The following is a 22,893-nucleotide window of genomic DNA, read 5'->3' on the forward strand; positions in this document are numbered from 1 at the left end:
GAGCCCATCGATGAGCTACCCCGACATCAACATTCCGACCGAACCTGCGGCGATGACTGCCGTGCAACTGGTCTCGGCCTACGCGGCGGGCGCTCTGTCACCCGTCGAGGCGACCGAGGCCGTGCTGGACGCCATCGCGACCCGCGATCCGGACGTGAACGCGTACTGCCTGGTCGACCCCGACCGAGCGCTGGTGCAGGCCAAGGACTCCGAGGCGCGCTGGCATTCCGGGCACGCCCGCGGTCTGCTCGACGGCGTGCCGATCTCGATCAAGGACATCTTCCTCACCGAGGGCTGGCCGACCAGACGCGGTTCCACGTCGGTGGATCCGGCCGGACCGTGGACCGTGGACAGCCCGGTCGCGGCCCGGCTGCGCGAGGACGGCATGGTGTTCCTCGGCAAGACGACGACGCCGGAGATCGCCTGGAAGGCGGTCACGGACAGCCCGCTGACCGGCATCACCCGCAACCCCGTCGACCCGGCGACGACTGCGGGCGGCTCGTCCGGCGGCAGCGCGGCGGCCGTCGCGGGCGGCATGGGACCGGTCTCGGTCGGCACCGACGGCGGTGGCAGCATTCGCATTCCGGCGGCGTTCTGCGGCATCGTCGGGTTCAAGCCGACGCACGGCCGGATTCCGCTGTATCCGGCGAGCCCGTTCGGTCCGCTCGCGCACGCGGGACCGATGACCAGGACCGTCGAGGACGCCGCGCTGCTGATGGACATCCTGTCGCTGCCCGACCCGCGCGATCCGACCGGCCTCGCGCCGACCCTGACCACGTTCCGCGGACAGGTGGTGCGCGAGGTCCGCGGACTGACCGTCGCCTACTCGCCGACGCTCGGTTACGCCACGGTCGATCCCGAGGTCGCCGAACTGGTCGACGCGGCGATGCGCAAGCTCGCCGACGCCGAATTACGCGTCGTCGCGGCGGATCCCGGCTTCGCCGATCCGCGCGAGGCGTTCGAACTGCTCTGGGCGGCAGGCGCGGCCACCATGCTGTCGAAGTTCCCCGCGGGATCACGCGAGCGGGTGGATCCGGCTCTGCGCGAGGTCTGGGAACAGGGCGATGCGGTCCGCGCCGTCGACTATCTCGACGCCCGCAACGTGGCCGCCGAGATCGGCATCACCATGGGCGCCTTCCACACCGCCTACGACGTGCTGATCACGCCGACGATGCCGATCACCGCCTTCGAGGCGGGCCACAACGTGCCGCCCGGCAGCGGCCTGACCAGCTGGCCGCAGTGGACGCCGTTCACCTACCCGTTCAACATGACTCAGCAGCCGGCGATCAGCATCCCGGTCGGCACGACCGAGGACGGCCTACCGGTCGGCATGCAGATCATCGGCCCGCGCCACTCCGACGACCTGGTCCTCGCGCTCGCCCGCTACGCCGAATACGTTCTGGCACCCTGAACTAGGACCACCGCCGACCCGATAGCGCCGGGCCATCGATGGCGCGCGCGTTTCGTGGCGGTGCGTACGAGTTCGTTAGCGAATTGGTGCGCGGGAGGGGAATTGGTGCGCGGGGTTCTGGTCAGGCGCGGGCGAATGACAGCGTCTCGCCCGAGACTCCGTGCAGCCACAGCTCATTGCAGGCGGCGGCGATATCGGCCAGGCCCTCTTCGATGGTCGCGAACACGTTGCCGGGCACCCAGCCCATGTCGCCGTTGATCAGTAAGTTGTTGCGGCCGTAGAAGATCGCGAGGTCGGTCGCGCCCTGATCGTGGTGCGCGGTCGAGCCGGGCTCGTAACCGTAAGCGGGATTGCCGATCTCCCACGCCTCGAAGTCGAACAGGCAGACGTCGCCGGGGATCGGCGTGACGGTCGGGTTCTCCCGGTGCGGGGCCGCGCCGATGCGGGGGACCAGCGTGTACACCTCGTTGCGGGCGTACTTGGCGTGGAACGCGTCCCCTTCCTGCGGCAGTGCGTCCCACACCGCCGCGCAGGTGCGCGGGGCCTCCGCGTCGAGCAGCCGGGCGCGGCAGGTGACGGCGGCCTTGGTCAGGGTGATGGTGAGGTAGCGGGCCATCGGTTTCTGCTTTCTGGTCGTCGGTCGGGGGAGTGTGGCAGCGGCCGGGCGAGCCCCCGGCCGCTGTGTCCGTGGCTAGAGCTCGGCCAGCACTTCGGTCCAGATCGCGAGCGCGTCCTCGATCTGAGTATCGGTCACGATCAGCGGCGGAATCATCCGCACCACGTTCATGTGCGCGCCGCAGGTGAGCAGCAGCAATCCCTTCCCGACCGCGAGCCGTTGCGCGGCACCGGCCGTCTCGGTGTCGGGTTCGCCTGTCGCGGTGGTGAATTCGGCACCGGCCAGCAGTCCGAGGCCGCGCACGTCGCCGATCGCCTTGGTGGCGCTCGCGCGCAGCCCGGTCAGCAGTTGTTCGCCGCGTGCGGCGGCGTTGTCCACCAGGTGCTCGGATTCGATGACCTCGAGGGTCGCCACCGCCGCCGCACAGGCCACGGCGTTGCCGCCGTAGGTGCCGCCCTGCGAGCCCGGCCAGGCCTTGGCCATCAGCTCGCGCGAGGCGGCGATGCCGGACAGCGGGAACCCGCTGGCGAGGCCCTTCGCGATGGTGATGATGTCCGGCCGCACCCCGAAGTGCTGATGCCCGAAGAACTTTCCGGTGCGACCGAACCCGGTCTGGATCTCGTCGATGATCAGCAGGATGCCGTGCCGATCGGCGCGTTCGCGCAGTCCGTGGAAGAACGCGGTGTTGCCGGGGATGTAGCCGCCCTCGCCGAGCATCGGCTCGACCACGAACGCGGCGGTTTCCGCCGGCGAGGTGATGGTGGCGAACAGGTAGTCCAGCTCGCGCAGGGCGAACGAGGTGGCCTCCTCCTCGGTCCAGCCGTAGCGGTACGCGGTCGGGAACGGTGCCACGTGCACCCCCGACATGAGCGGACTGAATCCGGCGGAGAAGCGGGTGCCCGAGGTCGTCATGGTCGCCGCCGCGACCGTGCGGCCGTGGAAACCGCCATGGAAGACAACGACATTCGGCCGTCCGGTGGCCTGGCGCGCGAGCCGCAGCGCCGCCTCGATCGCCTCGCTGCCGGAGTTGGCGAAGAACAGTGTGTCCAGGCCCTCCGGCAATACCGTGCCGAGGCGTTCGATGAGCTGGAGCATCGGCCGGTGCATGACGGTCGTGTATTGCCCGTGGATCAGGCTGGCCACCTGCGCCTGTGCCGCCGCGACCACCCGGGGATGGCAGTGGCCGGTGCTGGTGACGCCGATGCCTGCGGTGAAGTCGAGATAGCGGCGCCCGTCGGTGCCATAGAGGTAGCAGCCGGTTCCGTGGTCGACGGTCACCGGGGTGGCCTGCCGCAGAACGGGCGAAAGTTCGGTCATGGTGATCGCCTCCAGGGAAGTGGTGCGCGCGCAACATCCGCAGATTGTCTATTGTCGGATTGTTGACAATATGCATAACATGGCGATGGTGGCCGCAGCAATAGCCCGCGGTCGCGTCCGGCCAGTGAAAGGAGTCCGGCGCCGATGCTCACCGAGACCTTGTCCGCCGCGGAACGAGCCGTAATCGACACTGTGCCAACGGGTCTGTATATCGACGGCCAGTGGTGCGAGACGAATGCCGAACTACCCGTGCTGGATCCGGCCACCGGCCTGCCGCTGTGCGCGGTCGCCGACGCGCGCCCGCAGGACGGCTCAGCCGCGCTGGCCGCCGCGCACGCCGCCCAATCCGCGTGGGCCGCGACCCCGCCCAGGGAGCGCGCCGATCTGCTCATGCGGGCGCACCACGCGCTGCTCGACGACACCGACCGGCTCGCGCTCGTCATGACTTTGGAGATGGGCAAGCCGATCGCCGAGGCGCGCGGTGAAATCGCCTATGCCGCTGAGTTTTTCCGCTGGTTCGCCGAAGAGGCCGTGCGCCTCGACGGCGGCTATATGCCCGCACCTGCGGGCGGCGCGCGGTTCCTGGTGACCAAACAACCGGTCGGCCCCAGCCTGCTGATCACGCCGTGGAATTTCCCGATGGCCATGGGCGCCCGCAAGATCGCGCCCGCGCTCGCCGCCGGCTGCACCTGCGTGGTGAAACCCGCTGAGCAGACACCTTTGTCGATGCTCGCGCTCGCGGACATCCTCGATCGCGCGGGGGCCCCGCGCGGGGTGGTCAACGTGCTCACCACCGCCGACCCGGGTGCGCTGATGACGCCGCTCATCCTGGACACCCGCTCGCGCAAGCTGTCCTTCACCGGCTCGACCGCGGTCGGCAAGCGACTGCTCGAACAATGCGCGCAGACGGTGATGCGCACCTCGATGGAACTGGGCGGCAACGCGGCCTTCATCGTGTTCGACGACGCGGACCTGGACGAGGCCGTCGAGGGCGCGCTCGCGGCGAAGATGCGCAACATCGGCCAGGCCTGCACCGCGGCCAACCGAATCTTCGTGCAGCGCACCGTCGCCGACGAGTTCGCGGACAAGCTCGCCACCCGGATGGCGGCCCTGCCGATGGGGCGGGGCACCGAGCCCGGCGTGGTCGTCGGCCCGCTCATCGACGCCGACGCGGTGACCAAGGTCAGCGAGTTGGTCGCCGACGCGTGCCGCCGCGGCGCGCGGGTATTGACCGGCGGCGCCGCGATCGACGGTCCGGGCAACTTCTATCCCGCGACCGTGCTGACCGGCGTGCCCGACGACGCCCAGATGTGTCACACCGAGATCTTCGGGCCGGTCGCGTCGATCGCCGCGTTCGACACCGAGGCCGAGGTGATCGCCCGCGCCAACAACACCCCGTACGGCCTGGTCGGCTATGTTTTCACCGAGCACCTCCGGCGCGGGCTGCGGGTCTGCGAGGCCTTGGAGACCGGCATGGTCGGGCTCAACCAGGGCGTCGTGTCCAACCCCGCCGCACCCTTCGGCGGTGTGAAGGAATCCGGCCTCGGCCGCGAGGGCGGTACGACCGGCATCGACGAGTTCCTCGAGACCAAATACATCGGAGTGCGCCTGTGAGCGAACGCAAGTACCGCATCGCGACCATCCCCGGCGACGGCATCGGCGTCGACGTCACCGCGGCGGCGGTCACGGTGCTCGATACCGTGCTGCCCGGCCTCGAATGGACCGAATTCGATTGGTCCTGCGCGAATTACCTGCGCACCGGCGAGATGATGCCCGCGGACGGCCCCGAGCTGCTGGCCGGCTTCGACGCGATCCTGCTCGGCGCCGTCGGCTTTCCCGGTGTGCCCGACCATGTTTCGCTGTGGGGCCTGCTGATTCCGTTGCGGCGCGCGTTCGGTCAGTACGTCAACCTGCGCCCGGTCCGGCTGCTGCCGGGCACCGAGTCGGCGCTGCGCGACCGGACCGCCCAAGACCTCGACATTCTCATCGTGCGGGAGAACTCCGAAGGCGAATACTCCGAGATCGGCGGCAAACACAACCCCGGCCGGGACGACGAATTCGTGCTCCAGGAGTCGGTATTCACCCGGGTCGGCTGCGAACGGATCATCCGCTACGCGTTCGACCGGGCCCGCGAACGCGGCGGCAAGCTGTGCTCGGCCACCAAGTCGAACGGCCTGATCCACTCGATGCCGTACTGGGACAGCGTGTTCGACCGCATCGCCGGCGAATACCCCGACGTGCAGACCCGGCAGATGCACGTCGACGCGCTGGCCGCGGAGATCGTGCTGCACCCGGACCGGCTCGACGTGATCGTCGGCTCGAACCTGTTCGGCGACATCCTGTCCGACCTCGCCGCCGCGGTGACCGGCGGGCTCGGGCTGGCCCCGTCCGGCAACATCAATCCGGCGGGCACCGCGCCGTCGATGTTCGAGGCGGTACACGGCAGCGCACCCGACATCGCCGGTCAGGGCATCGCGAACCCGGTCGCGCAGATTCTCGCGGGCGCGATGCTGCTCGACCAGCTCGGCGAACACGCCGCGGCCGCGGCGGTGGACCGTGCCGTCTGCGACGTGCTCGGCGCAGGCGAGGTCCTGACTCCGGACCTCGGCGGTACCGCGACAACCACGGATCTCGCCACGGCCATCGCAAGCCGCGCAGCTGAATTGGTGGATCCGGTCGGCGCCGAATCGCGCTGACGGTCGAGCTCGACGCGAGTCGCGCGGTGCTCAGGTGCCGCGCGCTCAGGTGGTGAACCGCACCCTCAGGCGGTGAGCCAGATCGCCTCGGCGGCGGGACTACCCAGGTCGGTAGGGGTTTCGGCGGTGCCGATGCGAATCGCGATGGTGCCGGCGAAATCTCGCCGCTCCACCACCGTGATGGCGGTGTCCAAGGCGATGCCGACGGAGTCGAAGTAGCGCAGCATGTCCGGATCCGAGTCGGAGATGCGCGCGACCCGGCCGGACTCGCCCGCGCCGAAGTCGCTGAGCTGACGGGCCGGCGGCGTCGGCACCGCACCGTCGACCGACGGAATCGGATCGCCGTGCGGATCCCGGTCGGGGTAGCCGAGTTTGGCGTCGATGCGCGCCATCAGCAGTTCGGAGACCGCGTGCTCGAGCACCTCGGCCTCGTCGTGCACCTCGTCCCAGCCGTAGCCGAGCTCGTTCACCAGGAACGTCTCGATCAGCCGATGCCTGCGCACCATCGCGATCGCGGCCCGGCGGCCGCCGTCGGTCAGCGTGATCGATCCGTAGCGGGCGTGCTCGACCAGCCCCTGATCGGCGAGCTTGCGCACGGCCTCGGACACGGTGGACGCGGAAACCCCGATGCGTTCGGCGAGCAGCTTGGTCGACACCTTCTCCTGCGACCACTCCTGGGCGGTCCAGATCACCTTCAGATAGTCCTGGGCAACCGAGGAGAGCACCGGCGCGATCGTCGCGGTGCCGCCGGTGGCTTGTCTCGGCGCGGCAGCGTCGGCTAGCTCACGGCGGGTGGCGATGTCTCGTTTACCGGGCACATACTCGAGCTTAAGCACATGAATGCCGAAAGACACAGCTCGCCGCACAGTGGAACCAGGGATTCACCACCCGTACACAACTCCGGAAGCCGCGTGTGACATCACGGACTTCGGTCGAACTCCGTTCAGCTGCGGGATATAAGCTGCCGACTGTGCAGAGATGGCGTGGACTGGACGACGTGCCAGCGGACTGGGGTCGATGCGTACTCACGATCGGCGTGTTCGACGGAGTGCACCGCGGACACGCGCAGCTGATCAGCCGGGCGGTGAAATCGGCGGCCGCGCGCGGCGTTCCCGCGGTGCTGATGACCTTCGATCCGCACCCGATGGAGGTGGTCCGGCCCGGCTCGCATCCGGCGCAGCTGACCACCCTGACCCGGCGCGCGGAACTGGCCGAGGAACTGGGCATCGACGTGTTCTGCGTGATGCCGTTCACCCAGGCCTTCATGAAGCTGACCCCCGCGCGCTACGTGCACGACCTGCTGGTCGAGCGGTTGCACGTGGCCGAGGTCGTGGTCGGCGACAACTTCACCTTCGGCAAGAAGGCCGCGGGCACCATCGACACCATGCGTGAGCTCGGCACCCGCTGGGGCTTCGAGGTCGACGGCGTGAAGCTGCTCGGCGAACACGCGGTCACCTTCTCCTCCACCTACATCCGCGCCTGCGTGGACGCGGGCGACATGGCTGCTGCCGCCGAGGCGCTCGGCCGGCCGCACCGGGTCGAGGGCGTGGTGGTGCACGGCGACGGCCGCGGCCGTCAGCTCGGCTTCCCGACCGCGAACGTGGCGCCGCCGATGCACGCCGCGATCCCGGCCGACGGCGTGTACGCGGGCTGGTTCACCGTGCTGGGCCCCGGCCCGACCATCGGCACCGTCACCCCGGGCGAGCGCGCGATGGCCGCCATCTCGGTCGGCACCAATCCCACGTTCTCCGGCCGCGCCCGCACGGTCGAGGCGTACGTGCTCGACGGCGAGGCCGACCTCTACGGTCAGCACGTCGCGGTCGATTTCGTCGATCACGTCCGCGGCCAGCGCAAATTCGACTCGGTCGACGAACTCATCGAGCACATGGGCCGCGACGTGGAAAACGCGCGCAAAATCCTCATCGCCGTGGACGACCGCTAGCCCGATTCGGTCCGCCGAATTCGATCCGGTAAAGTGGATCCTCGGGTTTGCTGCGGTCCGCGGCGGCACCCGGCCCGGGTAACCGGAAATTCGAGCGCGGTACTGAAATAGAGAGTGGATGCCTCATGGCCCTGACCACCGAACAGAAGTCGGCGATTCTCAAGGAATACGGCCTGCACGAGAAGGACACCGGCTCGCCGGAAGCCCAGATCGCGATGCTGTCGAAGCGGATCTCCGACCTCACCGAGCACCTCAAGGTGCACAAGCACGATCACCACACCCGGCACGGCCTGCTCGCGCTGATCGGCCGTCGTCGTCGGCTGTCGAAGTACCTGGCCGCCAACGACATCCAGCGCTACCGTACGTTGATCGAGCGTCTCGGCCTGCGCCGCTGATCGCTCCACACGCCGGTTACCCGAGGTAGCCGCAGACCCGGCCAACGGGGAGACGTACAATCTCCCCGTTGGCTATTCGTGTATGACGACATTGCACAGCCGTAAGCACCCGCCTGCGTGGCGTCGGTCTTCGGTAGTGGCCTCCCGGCAGGGCAAACACCGCCGGCGGGCTTCGATCGATGACCGCCTCCGCGTCGCCGCGATCCAAGGGGATTCGGCCGGGTGCTCGGGCCGCAGCCAGGATGGTTGCCGCGCGTCCGTACCAGGTACGGCTGACGAAGAGCCGGATCGCGCCAGATGGCGCTTGATCCGGCGAAGACGAGAGGTTGAGAGAAGAGAATGACCGAAACAACTGAACGCAAGTCCTCGGCCGTAGAGGTCGAGCCCGGTGTGTTCGAATCCGTCGCGCTGATCGACAACGGCAGCTACGGCACCCGCACCGTCCGCTTCGAGACCGGACGCCTGGCCCGGCAGGCCGCCGGCGCGGTCGTGGCCTACCTGGACGACGAGACCATGCTGCTGTCCGCCACCTCCGCGGGCAAGCACCCGAAGGACCAGTTCGACTTCTTCCCGCTGACGGTCGACGTCGAAGAGCGCATGTACGCCGCGGGCCGCATCCCCGGCTCGTTCTTCCGTCGCGAGGGCCGCCCCTCCACCGACGCGATCCTGACCTGCCGCCTGATCGACCGCCCGCTGCGCCCGTCCTTCGTCGACGGCCTGCGCAACGAGATCCAGGTCGTCGTCACGATCATGAGCCTGGACCCGAACGACCTGTACGACGTGGTGGCGATCAACGCCGCGTCCGCGTCCACCCAGATCGCCGGCCTGCCGTTCTCCGGCCCGGTCGGCGGCGTGCGCGTCGCGCTGATCGACGGCCAGTGGGTCGCGTTCCCGACCGTCGAGCAGCTCGAGGGCGCCGTGTTCGACATGGTCGTCGCGGGTCGCGTGGTCGAGTCCGGTGACGTCGCGATCATGATGGTCGAGGCCGAGGCCACCGACAAGGTCATCGCGCTGATCGACGGTGGCGCGCAGGCGCCGACCGAGGCCGTCGTGGCCGAGGGCCTCGAGGCCGCCAAGCCGTTCATCGCCCGCCTGTGCAAGGCGCAGGCCGACCTCGCCGAGCTGGCCGCCAAGCCGACCGGTGAGTTCGCGCTGTTCCCGCCGTACGAGGCCGATGTGTTCGAGGCCGTCGAAGGCACCTCGAAGCGTGAGCTCGGCGAGGCGCTCTCGATCGCGGACAAGCAGGAGCGCGAAGCCAAGATCGACGAGATCAAGCTCGACGTGCTGTCCCGGCTCGGCGACGACTTCGTCGGCCGCGAGAAGGAACTGGGCGCCGCGTTCCGCTCGGTCACCAAGAAGCTGGTCCGCCAGCGCATCCTGACCGACGGCTTCCGCATCGACGGCCGCGGTCTCGCGGACATCCGCGCGCTGTCCGCCGAGGTCGCCGTGGTGCCGCGGGCGCACGGCTCGGCGCTGTTCGAGCGGGGCGAGACGCAGATCCTCGGCGTCACCACCCTCGACATGGTGAAGATGGCCCAGCAGGTCGACTCGCTCGGCCCGGAGACCAGCAAGCGCTACATGCACCACTACAACTTCCCGCCGTACTCCACCGGTGAGACCGGCCGCGTCGGCTCGCCGAAGCGTCGCGAGATCGGCCACGGCGCGCTCGCCGAGCGGGCCCTGATGCCGGTGCTGCCGAGCCAGGAAGAGTTCCCGTACGCCATCCGTCAGGTGTCGGAGGCGTTGTCCTCCAACGGTTCCACCTCGATGGGCTCGGTCTGCGCCTCGACCCTGTCGCTGCTCAACGCCGGTGTGCCGCTGAAGGCGCCGGTCGCCGGCATCGCCATGGGCCTGGTGTCCGACACGATCACGAACGACAAGGGTGAGGACGAGGTGCGCTACGTCGCCCTCACCGACATCCTGGGCGCCGAGGATGCCTTCGGCGACATGGACTTCAAGGTCGCCGGCACCCGGGACTTCGTCACCGCGCTGCAGCTCGACACTAAGCTCGACGGCATCCCCTCGCAGGTGCTGGCCGGCGCGCTGAGCCAGGCGCACGACGCCCGCACCGCCATCCTGGAGGTCATGGCCGAGGCCATCGACACCCCGGACGAGATGAGCCAGTACGCCCCGCGGGTCACCGCGATCAAGATCCCGGTCGACAAGATCGGCGAGGTGATCGGGCCCAAGGGCAAGGTGATCAACCAGATCACCGAGGAGACCGGCGCCAACATCTCGATCGAGGATGACGGCACGGTCTACGTCGGTGCGACCAACGGCCCCGCGGCGCAGGCGGCGATCGACCAGATCAATGCCATCGCGAACCCGCAGCTGCCGAAGGTCGGCGAGCGCTTCCTGGGCACGGTCGTCAAGACCACCGCCTTCGGCGCGTTCGTCTCGCTGCTGCCCGGCCGTGACGGCCTGGTGCACATCTCCAAGCTCGGCAACGGCAAGCGCGTCGCCAAGGTCGAAGACGTGGTGAACGTCGGCGACAAGCTGCGCGTCGAGATCGCCGATATCGACAACCGCGGCAAGATCTCGCTGGTCCCGGTCGAGGAGAACGCCGAAGAGCCGGCCGAAGCCGAGACCGTTGATGCGGGCGCGGCAGCGACCGAGTAGTACTTGTCTTTGTGACGACGAAGAAGACGACAGCCCCTCTGCTCCGACGCGAGCAGGGGGGTTCGTCACTGGAGCTGCGAGCCAACATGACCGATCCCGGCGTTCAACGCACCGTGCTACCCGGCGGACTGCGCGTGGTGACCGAACATGTCCCCGGCGTGCGCTCGGCCTCGATCGGCGTCTGGGTGGGCGTCGGCTCGCGCGATGAAGGCCCCACCGTCGCCGGTGCGGCGCACTTCCTCGAACATCTGCTGTTCAAGGCGACCCCCACGCGCACGGCGCTGGACATCGCGCAGGCGATGGACGCCGTCGGCGGCGAGCTCAACGCGTTCACCGCGAAGGAGCAGACCTGCTACTACGCGCACGTGCTCGACGAGGACCTGCCGCTGGCCGTGGATCTGGTCTCCGACGTGGTGCTCAACGGGCTGTGCCGGGCCGAGGACGTCGACCTGGAACGCCAGGTGGTGCTCGAAGAGATCGCCATGCGCGACGACGACCCGGAAGACCTGGTCGGCGACGCGTTCCTGTCCGCCCTGTTCGGTGATCATCCGATCGGCCGGCCGGTGATCGGCTCCATCGAATCCATCGAGTCGATGCACGCGGCCCAGCTGCGCGGCTTCCACCTGCGCCGCTACCGGCCGGACCGGATGGTCGTCGCGGTCGCGGGCAATGTCGAACACGAGCACACGGTGGAGCTGGTGCACCGCGCGTTCGAGAATCGGCTCGATCCGGCCGCTACCCCGGCCAAGCGCCGGGAGGGCAAGTTCCGCCCGGCCGGCGATCCCGAACTGCACTGGAGTCATCGCGACAGCGAGCAGGCGCACCTGGCGTTCGGCGTGCGCGCCTTCGGGCGGCACGAGGGGGAGCGGCGCTGGCCGCTCTCGGTGCTCAACACCGTGGTCGGCGGCGGGCTGAGTTCGCGTCTGTTCCAACGGATTCGGGAAGAACGCGGACTCGCCTACTCGGTGTACTCCAGCGTGGACACCTTCGCCGACACCGGCGCGTTCTCGGTCTACATCGGCTGCCAGCCGGAAAACCTCGGCAAGGTCGCCACTTTGGCCCGCGGGGTGCTGGAAGAGGTTGCGGCCAACGGCATCACCGACGCCGAATGCGCGCGGGCCAAGGGCTCGCTGCGCGGTGGCCTGGTGCTCGGCCTGGAGGATTCCGCGTCCCGGATGAACCGCATCGGCCGCAGCGAACTCAGCTACGGCAACCATCGCAGCGTGTCGGAAACGCTGGCGCGGATCGACGCGGTCACCACCGACGAGGTCTGCGCCATCGCGAACACGCTGCTGTCGCGGCCCTTCGCGGCGTCGATCGCCGGACCGTACAAGCGAACTCGCGAACTGCCCGCCGCGGTGCGCCGGTTGGTCGAGGGCTGACCTACTCCGCGCTCGCCCGGTTGGCCGCCTCGACCACCGCGGAAACCACGCCGGGCAGCGCGGATTCGAGATCTCGCGCGCGCAGGCGCTGCCAGATCTGGCCGTCCACGATCACCCGCTCGATCACGCCCGCCTCGCGCAGGATCTTGAAGTGGTGCGTCGCGGTCGATTTGTTGATCACCTCGTAGAGCTCGTTGCAGCGCACCGCGACGCCCGCGTTGCTCAGGCGGCGCACCATCTCCAGGCGGATGGGGTCCTGGATCGCGCCGAGCACGGTGGACAACGCGGCCACCGGCGGGGCGTCGGCCGCCGCCTCCTTAGCTTCGGTCATGATCTACCTCACTCCGGGGTTTGATGATCGTCAAACTAGCTGTACCGTCGTATGCGGTTCGATCATTATCAAACTTACCTGATCGGAGATTCGATGGCAGCGACGATCGCGGTGCCCGCCGCGGACGAGCGGACATCACAGCGCTGGGCCTACGGGCTCGTGCTGGCCGCAGGCGGAGTGGCGCTCGGTGTGTCCGGAGTGCCGGCCCCGCTCTACGGCATGTATCAGAAGGAGTGGCATTTCTCGCCGCTCACCACGACTTTCGTGTTCGCCGTCTACGCGTTCGCGGCGCTGGGCGCGGTGCTGGTGTCCGGCAAGATCTCCGATGTGGTCGGCCGTAAGCCGGTGCTGCTCGGCGCTTTTGTGACGATGATCGCAGGGCTGGCCGTGTTCCTGCTCGCCGACAACGTGGTGATGCTGTTGGTGGCGCGCGCGTTGCACGGCTTCGCGGTCGGTGCGACGGTGGTCGCCGGTGCGGCCGCGCTGCTGGATCTGCGGCCCAAGCACGGCGCGCGATCCGGCCAGCTCACCGGGGTCGCGTTCAATGTCGGTATGGCCGTGGCGATTCTGGGTTCGGCCCTGCTCGCGCAGTACGCGCCGCATCCGTTGCGCACGCCGTACGTGGTCATCACCGTGGTCTGCCTGGTCATCGGCATCGGCGTCATCGCGCTGGAGGAACCGCACACCGGGCGCATCGCCGGTCGCATCCGGATCGCGAAACCCGCTGTGCCGCCGGAGATTCGCGGCGACTTCTGGTTCTCCGCGCTCGGCGTGATGGCGGCCTGGTCGGTGCTCGGCGTGCTGCTGTCGCTGTACCCGTCGCTGGCCTCGGCCGAAACCGGCATCCACAACCTGGTTTTCGGCGGCGCGGTGGTCGCGTCGACCGCGCTGGCCGGCGCCACCTCGCAGCTGTTCGCCACCAAGATCCCGGCCCGGCGCGCGGCCATCGGCGGCGACACCGGGATGGCGATCGCGCTGCTGCTCACCGTGCCCGCGCTGCACACCGGCAACTGGGTCGTGGTGTTGCTGGCCGGCGTATTGCTCGGCGCCACATTCGGACTCGGCTTCGGCGGCTCGCTGCGCCACCTGTCCGAGGTGGTCCCGCAGCACAAGCGGGGCGAGACCATGTCGGCGTACTACCTGCTCGCCTACACGGCGATGGCGCTGCCGACCATCCTGGCCGGTTGGGCCGCCACCACCTGGGGGCTGAGCACGGTGTTCCCCTGGTTCGTCGTGGTCGTCTCGCTGGCCTGCCTGACCGCCGCCGGCCTCGGCCTGCGCCGCACCCGGACGGCCGTCGAATCGGCGGCCTGAGCACGGATTGGCATTTTCCGCCGTCGATCAGCTAAAGTTCTATCTCGCATCACGGAGTCACCCGAGGTGCGAATGCGGATGTAGCGCAGTGGTAGCGCATCACCTTGCCAAGGTGAGGGTCGCGGGTTCAAATCCCGTCATCCGCTCTTCGAAAACCTGGTCCCCGTTGCGTGAGACGGGTTCGAAACTGGTTGAGACGGGCCGTTCTAACCGTCTTCCCCACGCGGACAACAATTATCGGTGGCGGCAACGCGTTCGATGCCGCGCGCACCTGGTATCGCCTGTCGGACAACAGCTGAGCGGCGAGTTCTGTTCTGCCGCAGGGTGACTCAGTGCTCCGACGTAGGCTCGAAGTCGGGGGCGGAGATTCGCTGGGTGTTCTGCACCAGAATGTCGGTGGTGCGATCGATCCAGTCGCGGATCGCCTGCAACTCCGCGGGGGAGTACCTGGCCATCAGATCGGCCATTTCCGTGCCGAACGGGACGAAAACCGCGGCCAATAGTCCGTCGACTCGCTCGTTGGGTACGAGCTCCACGAGCACTTTGCGCCGGTCGAGCGGGTCGCGGGTGCGTTTCGCGTAGCCGGCCTTCTCCAGCCGATCCACCAAACCGGTGACCGCGCCGGTGGTCAAGCCGGTGTGCTCGGCGATGGTGCCGGCCGATACCGGACCGAGGATGCGCAGCGTGTCCATGCACTTGCGCTCGACCGCGCTGAGGCCGAGCAGCTTGCCGGTCGCGGCATGGAAGTTCACCATCGCCGACGCGAATTCGCGGCCGAGGAGGGTCGGGTCCGCTGGCACCTCTTGCGTCATGCCTCCAACATACCTTAGTCTCTCGTTATCTTAGTAACTAAGAGGATTATCTCCTGAGATATTTCGAGGGAACGGGGTGAGTGTCCATGCACGGCACGATCGACAAGCGGAAGAAGGCCGGGTGGCTGGTTCTGATGGTCGCCAACACGGCCGTTGATCTGCTGCTGCCGACGGTGGTGTTCGCGCTGCTCGCGCCGACGGGATTGCCGGCCACGATCCGGTTGTCGCTCGGCGGGACGTTGCTGGCCGCCAAGGCCATCGGCGGCGGGTTGCAGACCGGGGAATTCCGGTGGCGCTTCGCCCTGGCCCTGACCGCGGTGTCCACCGCGGTGCTCCTCGGGTGCTACTTCAGCGGGTTCGGCGATACGACGAGCATGGTGGCGGGCACGGTCGTCGCCGGGCTGATCGTCCTCGGTGATCTCGCGCGAACGCGATTGCGGGGCAACCGGACACATCCGATCGACCGATTCGCCGTCCTGGTGCTCGCCGAAGTCGTGGCCGGCATCGTGCTGACCTCGATCAGCGGCGACGCGCGTTTCGTGCTGGCGCGCAGTTCGTTGTACATCGCCGTCGCCGGCATCGTCATCCTGGCCAGCACCTGGACGGACCACCCCTTCATGCGCGACGCACTCAAACCCGTTGCCGCGAAGGGAGACCCGCTGCGCGCCGACGGTTTCGACCGAACCTGGCTGAAATCTGCGCGCTTCCGAACGATCTACCGCTTCGTCACCGCGACATTGGGTGTGGTGCTGCTGGTCGATGCGATATTGCGGGTCGTCGTGGTCTACAGCTACTCGGCCGACGAGGCCGGAGAGTCGTCGCTGGTTTCCGGCCTGCCGCTGATCGTCCTGGTGGGCCTGTGGCTGTTCGTCAACCGCACCTTCGTCGTGCCCCGAGCGGAACGCCTGCTCGATCTGGAAATGGCTCAGGCGCAGCCGCTTCCGGCGGCCGATCGGCTCGGCGCCGGGTGATCAGTCGGCGAGCATGCCCGCGACCTCGCGGGCGCTGCCCCAGGACAGACTGACGCCCTGGCCGTCGTGGCCGTAGTTGTGCACCACCCGGGACTCGCCGATGCGCTCCTCGTCGAGGCGGACCTCGGTGCGGCCCGGGCGCAGGCCGACTTCGTGGCCGACCACTTCGGCGGTCGCGAGTTTCGGTTCGACGGCGATGCAGCGGCGCAGGATCTGGTCGGCGATTTCGGGATCCGGGTCCAGGCTCCACTGCCCGTGCTGGCGGACGCCGCCGAGGATGAGGCGGTCGCCGTGCGGGAAGAAGCCGGCCCATTCGGTTTCGCCGCCGAGTTCGACGTAGAAGTCCTCGATGCCGGGGTTTCGGACGATGACGTGCTGCCCGCGCACCGGTTGTACGGCGTCGTCGTCGGCGAGTTTGCCCGCCGCTACGCCGGTGCAGTTCACCACGACAGGTGCGGCGGCCGCGGGCTCGGCGAGGTCGTGCACGGTTCGCTGCTCGATCGTGATGCCTTGTGCGGTAAGGCGATCGGTCAGGTAGTGCAGGTAGCGGGGCAGATCGATCAGCGGGGCCGTGCACCAGAAGCCGAACCGCATACCCTCGGGCAGTTCGCTGGGTGTGCACATCTGTACGTCGGTCAAATCTTCGACCCAGGAAGGCGGTTCGGGCCAGTTGCTCGAAACCTGAAGTCCGCGTTCGAAATGCAGGCCGGACGCGGGATCCTCGGCCAGCTCGGTGAATTCGGCGAAGGTCACTCGGCTCCACGCCAAATCCCGTGGCGTACTCCCGGGTCCCCACAACCCGCTCGCCACGGCCGACGTCGTCCGCTCGGGCGGCCGCTCCGCCCAGACCCGGACCCGATGGCCCTCCTCTGCCAGGCAGACCGCGGTGGTCAGCCCGATCACGCCCGCCCCCAGCACCAACACATCATTTGCCATATTCGGACGGTACTCACGAATCCCGTTCTCCGGCTTGGAAAGAACGAATGCGCGAGACCGAGCAAGCCTTCGCGAATGTTGCCCGCCGCACCCTGAACCACCCTCCCGCACCCACATCAGCCCGCTGCGCACGCATCGATCCGCCGCGCCTGAAGTAGCCAGCAATTCCGCGCGCACCCGAAGGATTCGTACGCCGAGTGCGCCGAGCCGAGCCGCGCCTTGGGCCCGCCACCCACAACTGGCCCGCCGCGTGCAAAGCGACCCGCTGCGCCTAAAGCGGCCTGCCGCGCGCAAACCGGCTGGGCGCGCCGAGAACTGCTAGCGATATTGTGCGCGGCTCGACAGTTCGTTCGCGGCGTGCTCGTGGCTGATCACGACATCAATGTCGACGTGCGGCAGCGCCGGGTATCTCTGCCCGCAACCGAAGCGGCCGCGGTTCTAGTCGCCGGGAGCCTCGGTCTCGTGCAGCACCCGCCAGCTGTAGCGCGGCGGGAGGCCCTCGGCGGTCAGGACCGCGGTCGTCCAGCGGTCGGCGTGTTTGCCGTCGAAGTGATGCCGCTCCATGAAACGGACGACGGTCACGTTCCCCTCGGCGAACAGCACCTCCACCTCGGAGATCTCGATATCGAGACCGGGCCGGGCGTTGCGCGCGCGCCGCAGGCCGGACAGCAGCTCGGAGCGGCTCATGCGCGTGCCGTCGGTGGTCACCATGGACATCGTGTCGTGCTGAGTCGCGGCGAAACGCTCGAGCACCTCCGGCTCGGCATCGGTCCCCAACCAGGTGGCGAGCAGCGCGTGCACGGCCTCGACTTCGGCCACCGGATCGAGCGAATCGGAAGCAGACATCTCCGCAGACTACTCGAGCGGAACGCCCGCGCAGTCCAGCGACGCGACGGCCGATCGGTGTCCGGCATGCGCCACCCGACGCCAACGAGTCGCGCGGTGTGCCCCGTGTGGATAGAGGACATTTGAAAGGGTCTGGGGCGCACCGATAGCCGATCTTGTCCGGTAGTCGACCGGCGGCAATGCGGCTACCATGCGCTAATGCGATGGGGGAGGTTGGGCGACCGACTGCACCGCGCGGCGTTACTGCTTGCGGTGCTGGTAGCGGTTGTCTGCGGCCTCGGCATCGCGGCGCTCACCTGGTGGCTGCTGTGGCTGGCGCTCGGGGCGAAGGCGGAGACGCCGAATCAGCTGGACCTGACCAAGATCGCGTTGGCGGTGGCGGCCGGCGTCGGTGGCGCCGTCGCGTTGGTGGTGGCCTACCGGCGGCAGCGCGACCTCGAACGCGGACGCTTCGCCGAATTGTTCGGCGCTGCCTCGCGACAGCTGGGCGATTCGGATGTGGCGGTGCGGATCGCGGGCGTCTACGCGATGACCGGGATCGCCGACGAGTTCCGATCGACGAGCCGGCGCCAGCAGTGTGTCGACGTGCTCTGCGCTTATCTCCGACTGCCCTATGACCCGATGGCCGGCGCGAACCACCTCGTGTCCCAGGCGGAAACGGTCGACGAATCAGGCCTGAAGGTCGAACGCGTCTACCAGTTCCGGCAGAACGATCGGGAGGTGCGCCGCACCATCGTGCAGGTGATCGCCGATCACCTGCAGCGGTCGGCCGACGTCTCCTGGTCGGACTGCGACTTCACCTTCAACAACGCGGTCATCGAACGCGCCGACTTCCGGCACGCGGTGTTCGCCGGGCGGAAGACCTCGTTCGCCCGTGCGGTATTCAGCGGCCGCACCACCTTCGAACACGCGACCTTCGCCGGTCCACAGGTCAGCTTCCGGGAGGCGACCTTCGACGGCGGACCCGTGTTGTTCGACCATGCGCAGTTCGGTTCGACCCGGCCGGAAAAGGTCGCACGTGCCGAGTACGGCACCACCTTCGACGGCGCGCGGTTCGACGGCTCGGTGTCCTTCGAGCAGGCCGTTTTCGTCGGCCCACGCACGACCTTCGCCGGTATCCGTACCACCGGGAAGCGAACTTCGTTCCAGGACACCAAGTTCCACGCCGACCTCACCTCGTTCGAATGCGCCACGCTGGACGGTCAGCACCTCGCCTTCACCGGCGCGGACATCTCCAGCCCGCGAATCACCTTCTCGGGAGCCCAGTTCGAGGCAGGCACCGTCGCCTTCGACGAGACCCGGATCGGCGCTCCCGCGCGCATGCGCAATCGGGGTACCCGCGAAACCGACTTCAGCCGAGCCGAATTCCACGGCAAGACCACCTTCGCGGGCACCACCTTCGCCGGCCGCTCCGTCGATTTCAGCGAGGGCGACTTCTTCGGCGATATCTCGTTCGTCGACGCCCGGTTCAACGCCGCCGAGATCACCTTCGACCGGCCGACGGCCTGGGTCGGTACCCACTTCGACTGGGACGACATCCCGACCCGCAAGCCGGCCAATGTCAAACCGAACCCATGGCCGCCGGAGCTGCCCGAGTAACGGTTACACGTCCGCGTACGGTCGAATCCTGGTCCAGGACTGCGCGTTCAGTCGTCCCAGCGTGTAACCCTTCAGCAGATCGTCGGCGATCTTCCGGGCGATCAGTTCGTACACCGCCTGGGTGGGATGGGCCAGATCGCTGGTGGTGAGGCAGCGGCGGATGGCCGGCTCGACCGTGTCCTTCTCGCCGAGATACGGCACCGAGACGCCGTGCAGCTGGGCGAATCCGGTGAGGTCGAATGCCTTCGCGTTGTCCGCGACGTAGGTCATCCAGTCGCACATCCGCACCAGCGTCACGTGGTTCTGCGCGGCGCCCGGCTGTGGGTCCTTGGCGGTCATCGGCCAGTGCTGGGCGAAGTAGTCGAGCACCTCGTTGAACCGGGCGGTGTTGGCCGAGAACTGGTCCACCTGTTTGCGTTTGCCGTCGGCGATCTGATCCTGGAACCGGATCGAGACGGTCGGGCTGGGCAGATCGATCAGCATGAAGTGGTTGCGATCGGGCGGGCCGGGGAAGGCGTTGGCGATGCTGTCGACCAGGCCCTTGATCTCCGCGACCACGGGCGTGATGCCGGTGCCCGCCTTGTCCTTCATCCCGCGCGGAACCTCGAACACGCCGTCCGCGGAGGTCATGACGTTGCCCTCGGCGCGTTCGGCGGTGACGATGTCGTTCAGCCCGATCCAGATGATGTGCATGGTGTCGCCGGTGTACTGGTCGCCCAACGCTTTTCGGGCCTTGATGTACTGCGCGACCTGCGTCTTCAGGTAGCCGAGCGCGCCGGCCTTGGGACTCCAGTCCGAGCCCGCGATCGCGCCGCCCTCGGCGTAATTGGCATAGCGCACCGGCGGATTCGAGTCGACGTCGGTTTTCAGCAGCATCGAGTGCTTGGTCAGGCTGCGATGGTATTCGGTGGCCTGCTCGGTGAGCTCCTTGGTGGACTGGACCAGCGGATCCGCGCCTGCCCACTCGATCAGGAAGTCGGTCCAGTTCTTTCCGTCGCTGTAGCGGCCGATCTCGTTGGTGCGCATCGCTTTGATGGCGCGCGCGAACAACCCGGTCGGGGCCTCGCGTTTGTTTCCGACGTCGGACAGACTGTCCCCGAGCACGATCAGATTCTGCAGGGCGATAGGCATGGATTTACTCGCAGTCCTGTATCTCGCGCCATCGGCGCGAGTTTCGATAAAAGAGTCGCAAAGTGCGAATCCCCGCAAGGCCTTTCGGAGTACGTCAAGGGTACTCATTCGGGCGCTCCGCCATGCCCAACTCGAAAAACAAACCACGACCGGAGAAATCGTCACCGTGGGTGACAATTCGGAGTGATCAGTCGGTATGCCCGAGGGGCGGCATCTGGATAGATGCCGCCCCAGATCATTTAACTCGGCCAGCCACCGTACGGGACGGTGATCAATTCCATGAAGTGGCCGTTGGGGTCCAGGAAGTAGACGCCGCGGCCGCCGTCATTGTGATTGATCTGGTTGACGCCCTGTTGACGTGGGTCGGCCCAGTGCTCCAGTTGGTAGCGCTGGATCTTGGCGTAGGCCACGTCGAATTCGGGTTCGGAGATCAGGAATGCGTAGTGCTGGGGCGAGATTTCTGTGACGTGCGGTGGCACGTTCGCGAAATCGAAGGTTACCGAGTTGTCCAGCGGCAGTGGAATGAACGGGCCCCATTCGGCCCCCAGTTCCGTGCCGAGGATGTCTGCCCAGAATTCGGCGGTCACGCGATTATCCCGGCAACCGACAATGGTGTGATCGAACTGTACTGACAGGGGAATTTCTCCTTGTGCCGTGACGGTCCCGACCCCGGGCTCGGTACAAGGCGGCCAACGGGAGCACCGTCACGAGCAACGACGCTAGCAAACGTCCCATGGATTTCGCCAGTATCCAGTGACACAGGCCATGATTCAGTTCAACGGGGCAGGCACAGGGCCGCGCGATAGCCACCGTCGGCGGTCGGGCCGGACTCGAAGGTGCCGCCGAGTAATTCGGCCCGTTCGGCCAGGCCGACCAGCCCGTGCCGGGAGCTGGGCAGCGCCACCGCGGGACGGGTCGACCTGGTGTTGGTGACGGTGACGCCGAAGTGGTCGCTGTCGTGCCACAGCTCGATGGTCGCGGTCGCGCCGGGCGCGTGCTTGCGGACGTTGGTGAGGGCTTCCTGCACGGTGCGATAGATGGTGCGCTGGCCGGGCGCGGACAGGTCGTCGGGTAGTTCGCCGTGCAGCTCGACCGGAATCCCGCTGGAGTCGAGCAGCTTTCGCAGATCGGCGAGCGTCGGCTGGGGCGTGAGCTCGGTGCTCTGACCGCCCGCGGCGCGCAGCAGCGTGACCATGTGGCGGAGCTCGTCGAGGGTGTCGACGCTGAGCCGGCGGATGGTGCGGGCGGCGTCGGCCGCGTCGGGATCGGTGGCCGCCACCTGCAGCGCGCCCGCGCGCACGGCGATCAGGCTGACCTGATGGGCGACGACGTCGTGCATCTCGCGGCCGATCTGCGCGCGTTCACGGGCCAGGACGGCTTGGGCATGCAGCTGGCGTTCGTGATCGCGCGCCTCCTCGATCTCGACCAACCGTTCGGAGAGGTCGCGGCGGGTTCGCACGAGCTGCCCGAGCAATGCCGGTGCGCCCGCCCAGGCCAGCGAATAGGCGAAGGAGACGAGCGCGCCGCGCTGGTCGAACGCGTCGCCGAGCGGCCACGGGGCGGACGCGGCGATCGAGGTGGCGAGCACGGCCGCCCACAGCAGCGCGCGGTTGCTCGTGCGTTCGGCCAGCGTGTACAGCGCGACCGCGGGGGCGACGAGGATATCGAGCATCCAGCTCACGGGAAGCGTCAGGACGAAGGTCAGCAACGGGAAGCGGCGGCGCAGCAGCAACGCGGCGCAGGCCAGAACCGCGGCGGCGAGCTCGAGCCGGGTGCTGACGCCGCCGTCGACGAGCACGTCGGCCACGGCGATCGCGACGAGCGCCAGGTCGATCAGCCACGCCGGGAACCGGTTCACGGCAGCAGACCGGCTCGCTGTGCCAGCAACGCGGCCTGCACCCGGCTGGTCACCCGCAATTTCGTGAAGATGGCGCTGACGTGGTCCTTCACCGTGCCCACGCTCAGGTGGATCTGCTGGCCGATCTCGGCGTTCGACAGGCCGGCGGCGATCAGCACCAGCACCGCGCGCTCCCGCCCGGTGAGCCGTTCGACGCGCGCGGCGTCGGCGTCGATGCCCGCGGCGGTGGCCGGTTCGGCGTTGCGCAACAGGGCCGCCGAGGCTTTGGGGGACAGCACGACGCCGCCCGCGGCGAGGGTGCGGGTCAGCTGGGCGAGCTGCTCGGGTTCGGTGTCCTTGAGCACGAAACCCGCTGCGCCGGAACGCAATGCGGACAGGATGTAGTCGTCGGTGTCGAACGTCGTCAGCATCGCGACCACGGGCGGGTCGGGCGCGGCGCGCAACTGTCGCAGCACGGTCAGCCCGTCGACATCGGGCATCCGGATGTCGAGCAGCACGACGTCCGGTCGCGCCGCCGTCACCGCCTGGACCGCTTCCGCCCCGGTCGCCGTCGCGACCACCTCGATGTCGGCGGCCGCATTCAGGATCATCTCGAAACCGGACCGCACCAGCGCCTCGTCATCGACGACGACCACCCGAATCACCCGCCACACCTCCTTCGCCCAGGCCTGTTCCTGCACGTGAGCCTAGATCCCGCCCAGGCGCCGGCCCGTCGGC

The 22,893-nt window shown here is 68.2% G+C and carries 21 protein-coding genes and 1 tRNA gene; 11 read left to right on the forward strand and 11 right to left on the reverse strand.

What is annotated here, in order from left to right; genetic code table 11:
• Window positions 1-25 precede the first annotated feature (25 nt).
• The gene (locus F3087_RS31530; protein ID WP_223885502.1) at window positions 26-1,411 is read left to right on the forward strand and encodes an amidase; all 1,386 of its coding nucleotides are present in this window, start codon (window positions 26-28) and stop codon (window positions 1,409-1,411) included.
• 121 nt (window positions 1,412-1,532) lie between these two features.
• Here F3087_RS31530 and F3087_RS31535 read toward each other — a convergent pair whose 3' ends face one another.
• Both F3087_RS31535 and F3087_RS31540 read right to left on the reverse strand, forming a co-directional pair.
• Window positions 1,533-2,027, reverse strand: coding sequence for a DUF3830 family protein (locus F3087_RS31535; protein WP_150405745.1), 495 nt, complete (start codon window positions 2,025-2,027; stop codon window positions 1,533-1,535).
• A gap of 75 nt (window positions 2,028-2,102) precedes the next feature.
• A complete protein-coding gene (locus F3087_RS31540; RefSeq protein WP_150405746.1) occupies window positions 2,103-3,344 on the reverse strand; it encodes an aspartate aminotransferase family protein in 1,242 nt (413 codons plus the stop codon).
• Window positions 3,345-3,488: 144 nt separating this feature from the next.
• Here F3087_RS31540 and F3087_RS31545 point away from each other — a divergent pair, with 144 nt between their 5' ends.
• Entirely contained in the window at window positions 3,489-4,958 is a 1,470-nt protein-coding gene (locus F3087_RS31545; protein ID WP_150405747.1) for an NAD-dependent succinate-semialdehyde dehydrogenase, read from the forward strand.
• The gene (locus tag F3087_RS31550; protein WP_150405748.1) at window positions 4,955-6,040 is read left to right on the forward strand and encodes a tartrate dehydrogenase; all 1,086 of its coding nucleotides are present in this window, start codon (window positions 4,955-4,957) and stop codon (window positions 6,038-6,040) included. The genes F3087_RS31545 and F3087_RS31550 overlap by 4 nt, the downstream gene beginning before the upstream one ends.
• A gap of 65 nt (window positions 6,041-6,105) precedes the next feature.
• Here the strand turns inward: F3087_RS31550 and F3087_RS31555 are convergent, their stop codons facing one another.
• Window positions 6,106-6,774: a metal-dependent transcriptional regulator gene (locus tag F3087_RS31555; protein ID WP_150405814.1), complete on the reverse strand. Its 669-nt coding sequence runs from the start codon at window positions 6,772-6,774 to the stop codon at window positions 6,106-6,108.
• Window positions 6,775-7,010: 236 nt separating this feature from the next.
• On the opposite strand from F3087_RS31555, the gene F3087_RS31560 reads away from it, so the two are divergent.
• The 4 genes from F3087_RS31560 to F3087_RS31575 all read left to right on the forward strand — a co-directional run bounded on the left by F3087_RS31560 (window position 7,011) and on the right by F3087_RS31575 (window position 12,378).
• The gene (locus tag F3087_RS31560; RefSeq protein WP_150405749.1) at window positions 7,011-7,982 is read left to right on the forward strand and encodes a bifunctional riboflavin kinase/FAD synthetase; all 972 of its coding nucleotides are present in this window, start codon (window positions 7,011-7,013) and stop codon (window positions 7,980-7,982) included.
• A 125-nt stretch (window positions 7,983-8,107) separates the two neighbouring features.
• Window positions 8,108-8,377, forward strand: a complete 270-nt coding sequence (gene rpsO / locus F3087_RS31565) for a 30S ribosomal protein S15 (RefSeq protein ID WP_150405750.1) — start codon at window positions 8,108-8,110, stop codon at window positions 8,375-8,377.
• A 339-nt stretch (window positions 8,378-8,716) separates the two neighbouring features.
• Window positions 8,717-10,996, forward strand: coding sequence for a polyribonucleotide nucleotidyltransferase (locus tag F3087_RS31570; protein WP_150405751.1), 2,280 nt, complete (start codon window positions 8,717-8,719; stop codon window positions 10,994-10,996).
• An 86-nt stretch (window positions 10,997-11,082) separates the two neighbouring features.
• On the forward strand, window positions 11,083-12,378 hold the full coding sequence (locus tag F3087_RS31575) for a M16 family metallopeptidase (protein ID WP_223885493.1): 1,296 nt from the start codon (window positions 11,083-11,085) through the stop codon (window positions 12,376-12,378).
• 1 nt (window position 12,379) lies between these two features.
• Here F3087_RS31575 and F3087_RS31580 read toward each other — a convergent pair whose 3' ends face one another.
• Window positions 12,380-12,709, reverse strand: a complete 330-nt coding sequence (locus F3087_RS31580) for an ArsR/SmtB family transcription factor (protein WP_150405752.1) — start codon at window positions 12,707-12,709, stop codon at window positions 12,380-12,382.
• A 93-nt stretch (window positions 12,710-12,802) separates the two neighbouring features.
• Here F3087_RS31580 and F3087_RS31585 point away from each other — a divergent pair, with 93 nt between their 5' ends.
• Window positions 12,803-14,023 carry an MFS transporter gene (locus F3087_RS31585; RefSeq protein ID WP_150405753.1) on the forward strand — a complete coding sequence of 407 codons (1,221 nt, stop codon included), beginning with the start codon at window positions 12,803-12,805 and terminating at the stop codon, window positions 14,021-14,023.
• A 74-nt stretch (window positions 14,024-14,097) separates the two neighbouring features.
• A tRNA-Gly gene (locus F3087_RS31590) sits at window positions 14,098-14,169 on the forward strand.
• 183 nt (window positions 14,170-14,352) lie between these two features.
• On the opposite strand, the gene F3087_RS31595 is transcribed toward F3087_RS31590, so the two are convergent.
• Window positions 14,353-14,835: a MarR family winged helix-turn-helix transcriptional regulator gene (locus F3087_RS31595; RefSeq protein ID WP_150405754.1), complete on the reverse strand. Its 483-nt coding sequence runs from the start codon at window positions 14,833-14,835 to the stop codon at window positions 14,353-14,355.
• An 86-nt stretch (window positions 14,836-14,921) separates the two neighbouring features.
• Between F3087_RS31595 and F3087_RS31600 the strand changes: the two genes are divergently transcribed.
• Window positions 14,922-15,806: a VC0807 family protein gene (locus F3087_RS31600; protein ID WP_150405755.1), complete on the forward strand. Its 885-nt coding sequence runs from the start codon at window positions 14,922-14,924 to the stop codon at window positions 15,804-15,806.
• On the opposite strand, the gene F3087_RS31605 is transcribed toward F3087_RS31600, so the two are convergent.
• Window positions 15,807-16,742, reverse strand: coding sequence for an FAD-dependent oxidoreductase (locus F3087_RS31605; RefSeq protein WP_150405756.1), 936 nt, complete (start codon window positions 16,740-16,742; stop codon window positions 15,807-15,809).
• Window positions 16,743-17,180: 438 nt separating this feature from the next.
• Window positions 17,181-17,588 carry a DUF4440 domain-containing protein gene (locus F3087_RS31610; protein ID WP_150405757.1) on the reverse strand — a complete coding sequence of 136 codons (408 nt, stop codon included), beginning with the start codon at window positions 17,586-17,588 and terminating at the stop codon, window positions 17,181-17,183.
• Window positions 17,589-17,786: 198 nt separating this feature from the next.
• Here F3087_RS31610 and F3087_RS31615 point away from each other — a divergent pair, with 198 nt between their 5' ends.
• Window positions 17,787-19,187 (forward strand): pentapeptide repeat-containing protein, encoded by a 1,401-nt coding sequence (locus tag F3087_RS31615; RefSeq protein ID WP_223885494.1) that lies wholly within the window; start codon window positions 17,787-17,789, stop codon window positions 19,185-19,187.
• Window positions 19,188-19,190: 3 nt separating this feature from the next.
• On the opposite strand, the gene F3087_RS31620 is transcribed toward F3087_RS31615, so the two are convergent.
• The 4 genes from F3087_RS31620 to F3087_RS31635 form a co-directional block, all read right to left on the reverse strand.
• A complete protein-coding gene (locus F3087_RS31620; RefSeq protein ID WP_150405758.1) occupies window positions 19,191-20,318 on the reverse strand; it encodes an SGNH/GDSL hydrolase family protein in 1,128 nt (375 codons plus the stop codon).
• 239 nt (window positions 20,319-20,557) lie between these two features.
• Entirely contained in the window at window positions 20,558-20,953 is a 396-nt protein-coding gene (locus F3087_RS31625) for a VOC family protein (RefSeq protein ID WP_191094240.1), read from the reverse strand.
• A gap of 140 nt (window positions 20,954-21,093) precedes the next feature.
• A complete protein-coding gene (locus F3087_RS31630) occupies window positions 21,094-22,176 on the reverse strand; it encodes a sensor histidine kinase (RefSeq protein WP_150405760.1) in 1,083 nt (360 codons plus the stop codon).
• Complete coding sequence (locus F3087_RS31635; protein WP_223885495.1) at window positions 22,173-22,856, reverse strand: response regulator; 684 nt, start codon at window positions 22,854-22,856, stop codon at window positions 22,173-22,175. Before F3087_RS31635 ends, F3087_RS31630 begins: the two co-directional genes overlap by 4 nt.
• Window positions 22,857-22,893: the final 37 nt, after the last annotated feature.

It is taken from the genome of Nocardia colli, assembly GCF_008704205.1.
GTDB lineage: Bacteria > Actinomycetota > Actinomycetes > Mycobacteriales > Mycobacteriaceae > Nocardia > Nocardia colli.